General features: G+C 59.7%; 7 protein-coding genes and 2 pseudogenes. 3 read left to right on the top strand and 6 right to left on the bottom strand.

Annotation, left to right across the window (positions count from 1 at the left end):
• Positions 1–700: 700 nt before the first annotated feature.
• Positions 701–2,020 carry a right-handed parallel beta-helix repeat-containing protein gene (locus AWB68_RS26365; protein WP_235028514.1) on the bottom strand — a complete coding sequence of 440 codons (1,320 nt, stop codon included), beginning with the start codon at positions 2,018–2,020 and terminating at the stop codon, positions 701–703.
• Between the two features lie 503 nt (positions 2,021–2,523).
• The gene (locus tag AWB68_RS26360) at positions 2,524–5,589 is read right to left on the bottom strand and encodes an acetoacetate--CoA ligase (protein ID WP_087647283.1); all 3,066 of its coding nucleotides are present in this window, start codon (positions 5,587–5,589) and stop codon (positions 2,524–2,526) included.
• Positions 5,590–6,351: 762 nt separating this feature from the next.
• On the opposite strand from AWB68_RS26360, the gene AWB68_RS26355 reads away from it, so the two are divergent.
• From AWB68_RS26355 to AWB68_RS49670, 3 genes are all read left to right on the top strand, one after another.
• On the top strand, positions 6,352–8,172 hold the full coding sequence (locus tag AWB68_RS26355) for an alpha/beta hydrolase family protein (RefSeq protein WP_087647282.1): 1,821 nt from the start codon (positions 6,352–6,354) through the stop codon (positions 8,170–8,172).
• Between the two features lie 102 nt (positions 8,173–8,274).
• Positions 8,275–8,838 carry a hypothetical protein gene (locus tag AWB68_RS49675; RefSeq protein WP_235028513.1) on the top strand — a complete coding sequence of 188 codons (564 nt, stop codon included), beginning with the start codon at positions 8,275–8,277 and terminating at the stop codon, positions 8,836–8,838.
• 138 nt (positions 8,839–8,976) lie between these two features.
• The gene (locus AWB68_RS49670; protein ID WP_235028512.1) at positions 8,977–9,816 is read left to right on the top strand and encodes a GDSL-type esterase/lipase family protein; all 840 of its coding nucleotides are present in this window, start codon (positions 8,977–8,979) and stop codon (positions 9,814–9,816) included.
• Positions 9,817–10,200: 384 nt separating this feature from the next.
• Here AWB68_RS49670 and AWB68_RS46880 read toward each other — a convergent pair whose 3' ends face one another.
• From AWB68_RS46880 to AWB68_RS46865, 4 genes and pseudogenes are all read right to left on the bottom strand, one after another.
• A complete protein-coding gene (locus tag AWB68_RS46880) occupies positions 10,201–10,515 on the bottom strand; it encodes a hypothetical protein (protein WP_125483042.1) in 315 nt (104 codons plus the stop codon).
• 717 nt (positions 10,516–11,232) lie between these two features.
• Positions 11,233–12,102: a replication initiation protein gene (locus AWB68_RS26345; protein WP_235028511.1), complete on the bottom strand. Its 870-nt coding sequence runs from the start codon at positions 12,100–12,102 to the stop codon at positions 11,233–11,235.
• Between the two features lie 1,236 nt (positions 12,103–13,338).
• Positions 13,339–14,211, bottom strand: a pseudogene (locus AWB68_RS51520) (transposase); the annotation flags it as partial.
• Between the two features lie 24 nt (positions 14,212–14,235).
• A pseudogene (locus tag AWB68_RS46865) lies at positions 14,236–14,367 on the bottom strand (IS630-like element ISCARN39 family transposase); the annotation flags it as partial.

Below are 14,367 nucleotides of genomic sequence, written 5' to 3'. Positions count from 1 at the left end.
AACTTCCCGGCAGGGAAGGCTTATCTACGAATTAGCTGGTTGGAGCGGCGGCTGGTCTTGAACTATTCATCGTTATTTTTCCTTTGGAAAACATTCCCCGGGGCGATTTGTTTATAATTGCCCTTTTCTCAGACGCAACGATACGGCACAAGGGATTGCCAAGTATGCGCGATAGTGCACACAAATTAATCCCAGGCGTTATCGAGATAAGCAGGATAGAGAACATTCACCAAAGCGGCCTGACGCACCTTTCGAAAGTGGAAATTGGCTTTTGTATAATAGGGAAAACCATATAATGTCCTACCAGACCGATTATGGTTTTGCGCAATCGATTGCGAGGGCGGCGGATAGGCTATTTGGCAGCAGTATGCACGGCGAATCGCCGTATTACTGTCTGAGAGGCGGGGTGAAATGCGCATGTAGCCGGAGCGGTCGTTTGAGTCTGGCGCTCAGGTCGTGACGAAAGGTTTGCTTGGGCGAACGGCTCGCGGAGCTGTCGCGATGCGCAGCCGTGGAGACGAGCGGCCCGCTGCCTTCAGGTAGCAGCGAAAGGAACCGCCTGCCGGCCCTATTGGTCGACGCGGCGGCAGTGCTGCGAGCCGCCAGCAACCCCAGCGCAGGCGCATGGGATGCCGGCAAGGCCCGAGCATGGCGAAGGCGCGATCCGTTGCGGCATCGCGCCCACGGGCGAAAACCTACATTACCCGATGTGCGCGTTGGTCACTGTCACCGTCGGGCCACCCTTGTCCCAGTCTTCCAGGCTCATCGCCCGTTTCCAGACCGGATTGGCGCTGGTAATCGACCCGTTGACGACGTAGCCATTCAGCTTGAGACCCTGGACGTTGAATGAGCCGCCAGGACTCGTCGTGTCCGTGTGATTGGTAATGCTGATGCTGACCGTCTTGCTGACCGGACCGGGGAAAGCTCCAAAGTAGATGAGGATCCCGCCTCCCGCGCAATTGGCCGTCGTCGGGCTGACGATCTGGATATTTTGAAGAATAGCGGTATTGTCGTTCGGTTCGATATCGAGACCGGCGCCGGGTTGCGTCCCACAGATGTTTTCCCACAGCGGACTATTGAATACGATCCCGCTGCCGCTGATGATCGATACGCCCTGACGACGGCATCCGCTCGCGTGGTGAGAATTGACCGTGATGTTCTTGCTATACGAACCGCTTTTTGTATCGCTGTTATTGATATAGATACCGTCGCCCCAGCAATTAATCGTGGTCGGCGACGTGATGGTGCAGTTCGTTGCCCCATTGAGAGAAATCCCCATTCCCCATTCACCCGACTTCGCCGAATTCAATTCCTTGCTGCCGTCGAGATAAGGGCTTTCGAGCGTGACGCTATTCACATCCGACAACCGGAGGATTTCATAGGTATCGGTGTTGTGCGGCAACAACTTGATCGATGCGCCACTTGCAAAACGCACGTGGCTATTGGTCCGCAGATCGAGGCCAGCCGAATCGATCCGGCTCTGTCCGGTAATCAGCAATATCTGCCCGACAGAACCATCGATAGCCCGCTGGAGTGCAGCGCGATCATTGGTGGTTCCATCTCCCTTTACGCCGAAAGACGTGTCGAGAATAACGCCATTGGTATCCGCCGGCGTACTGGCACCAGTCGGCGCACTCGCTCCGGTCGGGCTGCTGGCGCCGCCCGAATTTGAATTCGAGCCGCCACGCCTGCTTCTGTCCGCTACTGAATCAAGATTGGACGTATCACTTCCGCCACCGCATGCGGCAAGCACGAGTGCGCCGCCACCGGCCAATAACGATGTCAGAAATTTACGACGTACCGCGGCTTGAGTTTCGCTAACTTCGAATTTTGCAGCTGGTGTATTTTTAAACATTAGTCTTTCCAACTTGTCAGTGCGATTGAAAAGCCGAAAGCCGGTGACATACGGCATCAACCGCACAGGCGTTTTAAAAATGGAGATCGAGCGATATACGGGCGCAAAAAGCCCGAACGCAAACGAACGCGTTACACGGCGTGATTGGCCAATGCCAATACGCATGTGCGTGCGAATTCCCGAAGAAATCTCCGCAGGAGCAAAGACGATCTTCTGGATCGGTAAAGCAGGTCTTCCGGAAGGGGTTCGCCAGACTTGCGCTTCGATGGCTCGATGTAAGCCGATGAGGAATCGTCAGCAAAGCTAGACGGTAAAATATTACCGTATTTAAATAATCATATCAGATTACAAAAGCAACTTCTACTTCGTAGTTGTTACCTAATGTACATCTGAACATTATTTCCTTGACACGTCGATTCAATTATTGGGAAATTCTTATTCTTATTAATATTATGAATATTTAATCAGCCGTGTATTTCGTCTGTAGATTTGTGTTATAAAACATATGAAGGATAATCGGAAACGACCATGCCTCCGGGATAAACTTCCGCCGGAGGCATGAATAGCGTTTTGTGAAAACAGTGGTTGAAAGGCGATGTTTGCCGCGCCTGGAACGCATTCTCGTCCCAGGCGCACGGCGCACGAACCGCGTCAGGCTCCGGCGTTTTTCACGCCCCGGCCAGTCCGCGCGCAAGCGTATTCGCCACCGTTGCTAGGTTCGGCTCGACAACGAGATCGGTATGCGCGCCGTCGATGTTCTTCACCAGCAGGCCCAGCCTCGCGACCCGTTGCCATGCCGGGAGCGGATCGCCCTGCCCGTCCTCCCTGATGGACGCCCGCACGTAGACAATCGGACTGCCGAGATAGCGGCGCGGACGATACGTCGCCATCGCGACGCGCATCGACTCGCGTACCTGCAGCAGCACTGGCGGCAGGCCCTGCGTATCGGATGCGGGCTTGCGCGCCATCCTGCCGAGCCGCATACGGAACCGGTCGGCGGCTCCGGACACCCTGTCCTTCATGTACGCCAGGCGATCGCGCCCGGACAGCGCGCGAAACGTCTGCACGCGCTCCGCCAAGACCTCGGACTGGAAGCGCGCCCACGCACGCAACGGCAGGTAGCGTTCATTCACGTAGGTATCGAGCAGACACAGCAACTCGATCTTCTCGCCTGCCGCGATCAGCTGCTGCGCGATCTCGAACGCGACCAGCCCGCCAAACGAATAGCCGACCAGCGCATACGGACCGCTCGGCTGCACCGCGCGCATTTGCTTGACATAGACGCGCGCCATCTCCTCGACGCGCCGCTGCGGTGTTTCGTCGCCATCGAGCCCGCGCGCCTGCAGGCCGTACACGGGCCGCTCGCTTTGCAGCGTGCCGGCGAGCGTCAGGCACTCCATCACTGAACCCGTGATGCTATGGACCATGAAAACCGGCCGCCCGCGCCCAGCGCGCATCGGCACGAGGTTGGGATGCACGCCCTGCTCGTCTTTTTCCACGATCACGGCCGCGAGCCGTGCCACGGTCGGCGCAATGATGAGCGTCGCAAGCGGCAGGGTTCGTCCGGTTGCACGCCTGACTTCGGCGAGCATCTGCGCGGCGAGCAGCGAATGACCGCCGAGCTCGAAGAAGTTGTCGTCGAGACCGATCGGCGAGAAGCTGAAAAGCTGCTCCCAGAGCGCGCGCAGGTAGATTTCCACCTGCTCGGCCGACTCGCCGGGTTCCGGCAACTCGCGACGCTTGCGGGAAAGTGCGGGATGCTCGCTGATTTTCCCGACGCATCCCGGGTTCGCCAGCGACGACAGGTTGCGCACCGGCAGGCCATTCACGGCATCGCGCGCGGCCGCCTCCGACGCCTTGCCGTTATGCGTGAACGGCAGCGCTTCCACTTCGGCGATCACGTCCGGCACGAGTGCCGCCGACCCCTGCCGCATCAGGTCACGCCGCACGCGCGAAGCCAGCGCGGCGGTCATCCGTGCGTCCTGGCGCAACACGAGCAGCAGCACGACGCGCTGGCCTGTGCCGCTCGCCTCGTCGGGTGCCTGCGCGACGACCATCGCCTGACGGATCTCGCCGATGTCGCTCAGGATGCGATAGATCTCGCCAGGGCTCACGTTGATGCCGCGCACGTTCAGTACGCCGTCGCTGCGCCCGTGCAGGCGCGCCGATCCTTGCGCCGAAAACTCGATGATGTCGCCGTGAGTCCACACGCCGGGGTTCGCCTTGAAATAGGCAGAGTGAAACCGGGAGCCGTCTTCGTCGCCGAAGAAGCCGAGCGGGCGCGACGGAAACGGAGTCACGCAGACCAGTTCGCCGGTCATGAAGGTGGACGCACCCTGGTCCCACGCCTGCACATCGAGGCCGAGACTCTTGCACTGCGCTTCGCCCGCATGGACCGGCAGGTTCGGATTGCCGAGCACGAAGCAGCCGATGATGTCCGTGCCTCCGGAAATCGACTGGAGCCGCAGCGGCTTGACGTTCCTGCACACCCATTCGAACTGCGTGTCGTAGAGCACGGCGCCCGTCGACATCATCGCGGACAGCGCCTCCAGCCCGAACTGCTTTCCGGGCTCGAGGCCCGCGTCCTCGCTCATCTTCAGATAGGCGGGACTCGTGCCGAACACGGTCACGCGCTCATCGGCGACGAGCCGCCAGAGCACGTCAACCTCCGTCACCGGTCCGTCGTAGGTGACGATCTCGACACCCGAAGCCAACGCCGACAACTGCCAGTTCCACATCATCCATGAGCAGCTGGTGTGGAAGTAGAGCTTTTCGCCGGGACCGAAGTCGCTGTGCAACTGGTGCTCTTTCAGATGCTCGAGTAGCGTGCCGCCCGCACCATGCACGATGCACTTGGGCTTCCCCGTCGTGCCTGACGAGAACATGATGAAAAGCGGGTGATTGAACGGAAAACGCCGCCATTCGAATTCCGTGGCCTTGCCGCGCACGATGAGATCCCGCAGCGAGTGTTGAGGCCGGCTCACCGTGCTCGGCAGCGGCGTTTCATCCAGGCAGATGACGTCGGTCAGCGTCGGCAACGCGTCGGCCACCGCGACGGCATGCGCGGCAACCGACCCCGACGTGTCGAACGAGCGCGGCATCGTGTGCGCGAACAGCATGCGCGGCTCGAGCGGCGCGAAGCGGTCGAGGATCGCCTGCACGCCGGTTTCAGGCGCCGCGGTCGACAAGGTCGCGCCAAGCGCCGTCACGGCGAGCGCCGTGATGATCGCTTGCGCGTCGTTGCGCATCATTGCGACCACCCGATCGCCGGGACGCAGACCGAGCTCGCTCAACGACTGCGCAAGGCGCGCGACCCGGTCGCGCAAATCGCCGCGCGTGATGGCTTCGCGGCGGCCGTCGGCATAACGGGCGGTCAAAGCCGGCGAGTCGTCCGGCGCGATCTTGGAACCAAGAAGGCTCTGCGCGTAATTCAGTTCGACGTTTGGAAAGAAACGTGCGGTCTCGCATTCGTCGCCGACGCAGGCCGGCTCCACGTTGCCCGACCATTCCATGCCTTCGGTCCACTTCAGGAAGCACTGCCAGAACCGGCGGTATTCGCGCGTCGAGTAGGCATGCAGTTCCGGGTAGTCCGCGAAATGTTCGCCGGTGAACGCCTCCAGCGCCGCGGTGAAGCGCGACATGCGTGACTGAGCGACTTGCTCCGGTGTATTTTGAAAAAGGGGTTCGCGCGCGTACATATGCACGCTTCCCCGAAAGATGTTTTCGCGATTCATCGCGCACCCGTATTGAACAACGCGTTATAGAGGGCGGCCTCCGAGTAGGCCTCGCGCGACTCACGCGTTCCATTCTCCATTCGAGGTCTTCGCCGCCACGCTCGCCTCAGCGAGCCAGCCTCACGGTTCTAAACACTAGACTCCGTGTTGCACTTCAGTTTGAAACCGCCGAGTATTTATCTGCCTGTCGACAGGTGCCGACGAACAGTCGCATTCCGACAATGCCTTATTTTTTACCATGGGCATTTTCTCTCGCCAACAGATTACTGCGGCGAACAGCGGGGCTGTGTGCGAACTCACACAGTCCACGCTTCGCCTGAAGCTGTAAGCGCGTTAATGCCGGGTAAAACCTGATCGACTCTTGTTAATCCCATGGGCATTGCACTTGACCACGCGTCTGTCAAGCGTCCATTCAAAAAATCGGAAGCAAAGGTAAGGCAAACGTTTCAACAGTTGCTATTAAGTCACGCCTTTAGCGCGCTGCCACGTGGCAACTGTTTGAGGCTCCAATCTTCTAAATGCCCCGTTGGCGGGTGTCGTGGAGATGAAATTAGCTCACCACTTACAGCAATGTTGCTCACCGCACCGAAAGCACATCTTAATAACGATTCAATCTGCCAAAACAATCAAACCAAGAGGCATCCCGCAGATGCGCGACAAGACAAGAACAGTGCGCGGTGCAGTTGCAAAGCATGTTGCAACATCCGTTCTTTGCCACACCGCCATAGCAGGCGATCGCAGCCATGCCGGTCGAGGCAAACCATGAAGCCGATCGCATTCGGTGGACGCTTTGGATGGCTCCATCCCGGGCAAGGCACGCGCGGCGTGGTCATCTGCAGTCCTTTTGGTCATGAAGAGCCGTGGTGTCACAAGGGCATCCGCTACCTGGCCGAGGAACTGTCTGCGTACGGCATTCCCGTGCTGCGCTTCGACTATTGGGCGACCGGCGACTCCGCGGGCCTCGATGGCGATCCCCATCGGTTTGATGCTTTCGTCGCCGATGTCGTCGCTGCCGTCGAGCGGCTGAAGGAGCAAACCGGCGTGACAAGCGTGACGCTATGCGGCTTGCGCCTGGGTGCGACCTTCGCGGCACTGGCATCGCGTCTATGTGCGGTGGACTCGCTCGTGCTGCTCGCGCCGGTTACGCGCGGGCGCGTCTATCTGCGCGAACTGACGGCGCTGCGCAAGACCTGGCTCGACAATCTCGCCGCGCCTTTGCGTGCCACGCAGCAAGACAAGCCGTTCTATGTGCTCGGACAGATTTACAGCGACACGCTTTGCAATGAACTGGATGCGCTCGATCTCTCGAAGGCAATGGACGATCATCCTTCGATTCCCGCACGCGTCCTGGTACTCGATGCGCGCTCCCGTGCAAGCGCCGCACTCTGTTCGACGCTGCGCGGACGCGGCGTCGAGGTCGAAGCGGGTGTTCTGGACGGCTACTTCGAATATGTGAATGAGACGAAGTCTTCGGTCGTACCGGCTCGCGCACTTGCACGGGTAGCGCAATGGGTCGCGGACGGCGAGCCGGGCACGCGCGTCCGAAGCCGCACGAACAGAGGCGCACGGCCGAGCGTATCCCTCGACGACGAAGCGATCATCGAGACGCCGAGCGCCCGCGAGCGCCCGGTCGTGTTCGGCGCCTCCGGCCTGTTCGGCATACTGTGCGAACCCCGCGGCAGGCTCGCGTACGGACCCGTCATGCTGATCACCAATACCGCCGGCAGCGTGCATCACGGCGACAGTCGCCTGTCGGTGCGCATCGCACGGGAAATGGCTCGCCGCGGTATTGCATCGATGCGCATCGATGCGCGTGGGATCGGCGACAGTCCGCCGCGAACCGCACAAGGGCCGCTCGACCTGAACGCATCGATCCATGCGGGCACGACCATCGAGGATGTCGCGACAGCAGCGGCCTGGCTCAAGCGCAAGGGCTATCACACCGTAATCTCGTTCGGAATCTGCTCGGGAGCCTACAGCGCCTTGCGTGCGTCGCTCGTGGAGCCTGCGCTCACGGCCGTCATCGCGGTCAATATCGCGCGCTTCTACATCCCCGAAGGCATGTCGGTGGAGGAACTGGAGGAGATGCATCGCCACTCCATGGCGCGTGTCGGGCGCGCGATATTCAAGCCGTCCAAGTGGTGGCTCGTCCTGAGTGGCAAGCGCAGCTTCCGGCCGATCGCCGAGGCAGTCGTTTCGAACTTGATTGCACGCCTGCGCTCGCACCGGATCGACGCGGCGGGCAGCCGTGCAGGCTCCGTCGAAGGCACAACGTTGACGGACCCGCACTGCGTCGTTCATGCCCTCGAACGCAAGGGCGTGCGGACCCTGCTGGTCTACGGTTCCGGCGACGAAGGCGTGGAACAGCTCAATGCGCATTTCGGCAAGCGCGGAAAGAAGCTGTCGCGCTTCTCGAATGTCAGGGCAGTCGTTTTCGATGAACTCGATCACGCGCTTTTCGATCCGCTTGCGTCGGCGAAAGTCATCGAACTGAGCGAGGCGTTCATCAAGGATCTGCATAAGAAGGCGGCGCCTGCCAAGGTCACCATTTCGACGCTGGCAATGCCGCAGCAGCAACGTTAAGCAAGCGTGCCGGGCGCTCATCGAGCGACCCGGCCTTGAAAGCCCTTTGGGCAATCGGGCATTTGTCGCGCTGCGCCACAAGGGAGAAAAGGAAGTGAAACGATGGATCCGGACCGTCCTGAAAGTGGTGCTCGTCGTATCTATCGTGCTGCCGGACGGGCTCACTATTTTGCGCATGGCACGGTGTCCTCCGCGCCCTGGATAGGCACATGGTCGGTTGCGCCATCGACGACGGGCGACGCCGGTTTCAACAATCAGACGGTGCGGCAGATCCTGCACACCAGCATTGGCGGGACATCGGCGCGCATCCGCCTTTCGAATCTCTTCGGCACCCAACCTCTTGTAATCGGCGATGTTCGCATCGCACGGCGCGCGCGAGGTCAAAAAACGGTGAGCGGCAGTGACCGTGCCGTCACGTTCGGCGGCCAACCTAACGTGACGATTCCCGTGGGCGCTTCGGTCGTAAGCGATACGGTCGCGTTCCAGGTTCCGGCGCTCGCCGATGTCGCCATCAGCCTCTATCTGCCTCAGCAGACCCCGCACACTCGACAGGCCACGTCGACGGCTCGCAGGACGTCTATATCGCGCCCGGGGACGTGGGCGCTGATCCAGCCTTCGCCGGCGGCACCACCAATTCCGCGGGTGGCCAGTCCTATTATTTCCTGACCAACCTCGACGTGCAGAACAACGCGGCAACGGGCGCGGTCGTCACGTTTGGCGCCTCCATCACGGACGGACTCATGTCGAGCGCCAATAGCAACCGGCGCTGGCCCAATCCTCGCGATACGGCTGCAACAGGCCGGCATGACCGTGGGCGTGCTGAACCAGGGGATCAGCGGCAACAATTTCTTCACGGATAGCTCCGGACAGGCCGGTCTCACGCGTTTCGATCGCGACGTCCTCCAGCAAGCGGGCGTGAAGTGGGTGGTCATCTCGGACGACGCGATCAACAACCTGAACACCGACACTCCTTCTACCGCGCTCCAGTTGATCGGCGCACTGCAACAGCTGACCCAGCGCGCCCATGGCGCCAACATCAAGGCGATCTGCTCCACGCTGACACCGTTTGGCGCAACGGGCAGCATCGAGGCTGCGCGCCAGGCCGTGAACGCATTCGTCCTGAGTTCGACGAGCGGTTGCGATGCAGTGCTCGATCAGGCGCAAGCGGTGAGCGACCCCGCCAGTCCCGCCGCTTTACTGCCCGCCTATAACAGCGGCGATGACCTGCATCCGAACGATGCGGGGTTGCAAGCGATCGCCATCGCCATGGATCTCAGCGCGCTCGCGGCCCTGCCGCCCATTCGGACGCCCTCCGCGTGCGGTCAGCTGGGCCCGGTCCAGGGCCTCGCGCGCGGCCAAAAGCTCTCTTCGTGTGACAACCGCTTCAGTCTCAACATGCAGGCGGACGGCGATCTGACGATTACGCAGGCGAGCGCTGCAATCTGGTCCGCCGGCACGAGCGGTTCCGCGGCGGCTGAAGTGCGGATGCAGGAGAACGGCGACCTCGTCGTGTTCGACTCGAATGGCGTGATGCTCTGGGAGAGTGACACGTCGGGCAATCGCAGCGCCTATGCCTACCTGCAGGACGACGGCAATCTTGCCGTCTATGCGTCGAGCGGCACGATATGGGCGTCGAACAGGTGATGCCGGCAAGAAATGTCTGTGAAAAGCAGGGAAAGGACTTGGGGCGAGTGCCGCAAATCAGCAATCAGCGCACAAGCCCACGAGAGGAAGGGTCTGGCTGGGTCCCGTGCCGTGTCGAGCGGGTGAGGGACTCATCTACCCGACGAGGTTTGATGTCCGTTCAGTCTTCGTACTCCGGCACCCTTCCGTCGTATCTTCTTTTTATCGGACGTAAACAAGAGGATGTCCATCACCGCGAACAACGAGAGCGCGACCACCGCGACGAAAACAATCGTCCCGATGATGCTGAAAAGTTTCATATGCCCTCCGTCAGTTAAGGGGAAGCGCAGATCGACCATCGCGGATTGATGCGGCTTTTAGCAATTTCGGGCACTTCGGATTTTGTCACGCCTGGCTGAATGCCGATGCTTGCGGGGTCCACTTTGTGTCGCGTTCGGATGGAACGACCCGGTCGCCTCCAATAACATGACGACGGTACCATATGTTCGATTTCGCACAAAAAAAGCGTAGCCGCCATCGAGCAAAACTAAAGCGGCCACCGGCAAAGATCGGCGTCTTTCTCTTGCTGCGGCTCATGCGTGCACCTCTCGCTTTGCGCGGCCGAGCGCCCTTCTTGCCGTGCTCACGCGCGGCGGCCGACTTGGCCACGCGTGCGGCTTGTTTCATCCAGGCCTTGGAACCGAAGATGCCTTCGAACAACGCGGGCACGTACACGTCGGCGTCGAGGCGTAGGAAAATGCAAGCCCCAACCCTGCCGGCGAGATTTCAATCTTGCTCAGGTCCGCTGTGCTCGCGCCTGCAAGACCCTGGATCAGCTTCGCAGGCACGGCGTCACGCCGTTATCGAACGCGACCTCAAGTTCCAGACGGACGGGCGATAGTACGCGGCGACGGCGCACGAACCAACACGCTTCCCGGCCCTTCGAGCGGCGTGGATTGGCCTCTTTAGTCATTGCCATGATGCTTTCTCATTGCCGCGCAAAAGACGGCGATCTTGGACGCATGCTGGCCATCCCCCAGAAACACTTTGACAGCCCCATGGCTGGCTTTCTCGTAATTGTCCGACCCCTCGGGCACAAGGAGAGGTCGCCGGACCGCAGTAAGGCGCGCGTTGCGGCTGCGAAATCGCGTTGTGCTGCGCGACCTCCGAGGAAGGTCGAGAACCAACCTTGCGTCGAAGTCCGGGGGACCGAGTTGCCGAGAATACGTGATGTCGGTCGTGTCTTCCGGTTCACCTTGAAAAGGTGACAAATTCCGGCCTTGCGTCTCGCGTCGCCGACTATGCGCGAGCGTGCGCGCCCTGCCTGCACTGCGCGATGCCAAAGGTGACGTTTTCCGGCCCAACCGCATTTGAGGTTGATGCTGGACCGTTGGCCTCGCTCGTGGTGACGGATTACGGCCTGATTGCCTCCTGGCGTCAGGCATCGGTCTCCAGGCTTAGACGTCGTTGCGGGTTTTCGACAAAGGTGAACTCCAGCGAGTACACCGCGCGTCCGCGTTTAATGCCCTTCCAGTCAATGATCAAGTCGGCTTTCTCGTTCAGCTCGCTGACCGCCATCTCAACCACGCGGCGTTTAATGTCTGCGAAGCGGTAGGTTTCTGGTATCTCCAGCGCAGTGCGAAGATCGTCGAGCGTGATAAAGAGAATTCCTCGATCTTTTTCCCGCATCAAAAGCTCGAGCAGACGCCACGAGTAGATCGACTGCAGACCACGCGCGAATTCGAGCTGGTAACTCACAAATCGGCGCTGCAACAGGAAAATGTGAGGAGTAAGGTCCGGGGAAAAGCAGATTTCTGCCCACGCCTCGCCATCGTGATAGGTGGCCTTCCATACCCATCGAAGCTGCACCCTCTTCTTGCCGTCGACATAGGAGAGCTTTCGCTCCAGCAGACTCGCGCACGCGTCTTTCATGCCCTGATACGCTGCGGCGGCTTGCTTTTCGCCTCCGCGCGGCGCCAGTGCGGCTACCGCGGCAAATTCGTCCGCCTTGATCCTGACCGAGACATAGCCATCTGCTTTTCCATGTTGGTAGGGGGATTTACGGCTGTCGATGCTGCGCAGCGCAGTCATCATCAACCGCTTCTCATTCAGGGACAATCCATGCTGGGCATTGACCAGCGCACGACTCATGGCCACCGTGCCCCGGAGGCGGCCGTCGGCCTCGAGAATTTCGTCCGGCGAAGCCCCGAGCTCAATGGCCATCGACTCGATGAGTTCTGCCGCCGGCCCAGATAGAAGCGTCGACGTGTCTTTTGTATTTTCTGAATGTTTCGTGCTCTGTTTCACAGCCGTCCCTCGAGTGACACCGGCATCGGTGACGTCAACGTTGCGCGTCACGTATTTTAAAAGGTGACGTGACAATTGCAAGTCACTGATGTGGATAACGGTCGGAAAATGTCACCTCCAGACCGCATGGTGTCCACTTGAGGCCGTAATTCGTCCACTGTGGGCTGCTTTGCGTCACCCCCAGGCCGCTTTGTGTCACCTTTCGCCGTTTCTGATTAGCCGGGAAGCCCTGTCACGTAAGGGATTGCGGGAAGGCGTTCAGCGTTTACAAAAGGTTCTACAAAGGGTCTACAAAAGGTTTTATAAACTGTCTTACAAAGAGGCTTTGAGAAAAATAACTCTAGCTGCCCTTCGGCAATTGTTTGCGGAGGATCCGGCTAGCACCTTGATCACCGTTCAAGCTAGAGGTCGGAATATGTCACCTTTTCATTGCATTAGTTCACCGGTCGATGAAAGACGCGCCGTATCGGAATTGAGGCCGTGCTAGATCACCGTGTGTTACCGCTGGAAGGTCACCACCGCTTTTGCCAGGCCGGAATCCGTCACTTCTCCCCACCCCACCCCATCGCTTGTGCTTGCAGGTTGTCTCGCAGCAATGACGGGCCGTATTGCGTCACTTTATATCCAAGCACCACGACCTCGATGCGGTGCGCGCATACCTGAACCGCTTTTGCGATCAGCCGAAAAAGCTACGGACCGATGCGAAGGAGCGATCGAAAGGTGACGCAATACGGCCCGCATGGCGCGGAGCGCGCGCCAAATCGAGGGACGGAGCGCGTCATCAAACCGGATCGCCTCCACCGGCAACATTGTTCAGCAGAGGCCCCATAAAGGACGACCTTTCGCCCCATAAACCCTGACTTTCAGAGAGGTATTTTGCTTACGTCGCCGAAAAAAGTTTATGAATCAGTTGGTTACACAGACAGGAGTGACGAACGCCACCGCGCCCCATAAACCCTGACTTTTCCCCCATAAACCCTGACCTTGGCTGCGGCGTTCGTCGGCGTGAGCCCCGGAACGCTCAGGCTTGCGGTCGAGCGCAACGAGATCGTAGCCGAACATCCGTTGCCCAATGGTCCGTGGATCTTCAATCGCAATTCACTGGGCGGGGATGCCGTCTCCGAACTCGTGGCTAGGGCACGTGGACGGCGCGGATACCCCACAAAACCAATGGCACAGCAGGGCTCTCTAGATTTATCAAGCACATAGCGCGGTTGGGCAGTATGAAACACACTTGTAAAAGTTGAGCCAATCGACCACTTCGTCCATTGCAGCGCGCCGGGTTGGAAAGTGCCGCCCGTGCAAGCGGGCGACCTTCAGCGAACCCCATAGACTTTCGGTCGGCGAGTATCCCAGCAATCGCCACGTCGGCTCATCGACGAGCGTATGCCATATGCCTTCAACGTGTCCTGGAACAGTCCGCTGCAATACTGGGCGGATTCAACCGGTCGTCGCAACACTCGATTGTTGAACAGATTTTAGACAATCGTCCAGAGCTTCGGCAGGTGTCTTCCAGCCAAGCGTTTTCCGGGGTCTGGAATTCAGTGCATTTGCAACGGCCTGGATTCTTGCCCACGCGCACGCCGCGCGCAAGCAGCTCTTTCCACATGCGCGGCCAGCCGTATTCGCCCTTGACCTGTGCGTGAATCGCCTTGATGTGCGCCAGCAGCGCGTCGTCGCTCACACGGCTTCGGCACGGCTTATCCTGTGCGGTACGTTGCCGGCGCTGATGATAGCCACTGGGACTGACGTCGAGCACCTCGCACAACACCGAAATCGGCCATTGACGGCGGTTACGTTCGATGAAAGCGTACTTCACGTCGATTCCTTCGCGAAGTACGCACAGGCCTTTTTTAGAATGTCCCGCTCCATCTTAAGGCGGGCCACTTCAGTGCGCAGTCTCGACAACTCCATCTGTTCCGGGCTTACCGGCTTCGTCCCGGCTCCGCCGAGTTTGCCTTGCTGCTCAGCCTTGACCCAGTTGGAAATCGATTGAACCGGCACGTCAAGCGTCACCGCCACCGCCGCAATGCTCTGGCCGGCCTTTACCAGCCGAACCGCTTCCAGCTTGAATTCGAGCGTATAGCGCGCCCGCTTTGTCTTGCTCATCTTCTTGATTCACCTTGCGTGAGTTTAAACGCCCAGCAAGGGATTGCGGGCGATGGAATGCAAATCGGCGAGGTTGTCAGGGCAGAAGTTCGCAATCGCATGACGCTTGAGCCATGCCCACAGGTACTCGACGGGATTGAGTTCCGGACAATACGG

Source organism: Caballeronia choica (assembly GCF_001544535.1).
Lineage (GTDB): Bacteria > Pseudomonadota > Gammaproteobacteria > Burkholderiales > Burkholderiaceae > Caballeronia > Caballeronia choica.
The sequence above is the reverse complement of the archived record's forward strand: the minus strand, read 5'-3'. Positions and strand labels throughout refer to the sequence as shown.

Excerpts from the sequence above, each read along its gene's own strand:
- AWB68_RS26365 (WP_235028514.1), bottom strand. The coding sequence starts at position 2,020 with ATGCGTATTGGCATTGGCCAATCACGCCGTGTAACGCGTTCGTTTGCG.
- AWB68_RS49670 (WP_235028512.1), top strand. The coding sequence starts at position 8,977 with ATGACCGTGGGCGTGCTGAACCAGGGGATCAGCGGCAACAATTTCTTC.
- AWB68_RS26360 (WP_087647283.1), bottom strand. The coding sequence starts at position 5,589 with ATGAATCGCGAAAACATCTTTCGGGGAAGCGTGCATATGTACGCGCGC.
- AWB68_RS26355 (WP_087647282.1), top strand. The coding sequence starts at position 6,352 with ATGAAGCCGATCGCATTCGGTGGACGCTTTGGATGGCTCCATCCCGGG.
- AWB68_RS49675 (WP_235028513.1), top strand. The coding sequence starts at position 8,275 with ATGGATCCGGACCGTCCTGAAAGTGGTGCTCGTCGTATCTATCGTGCT.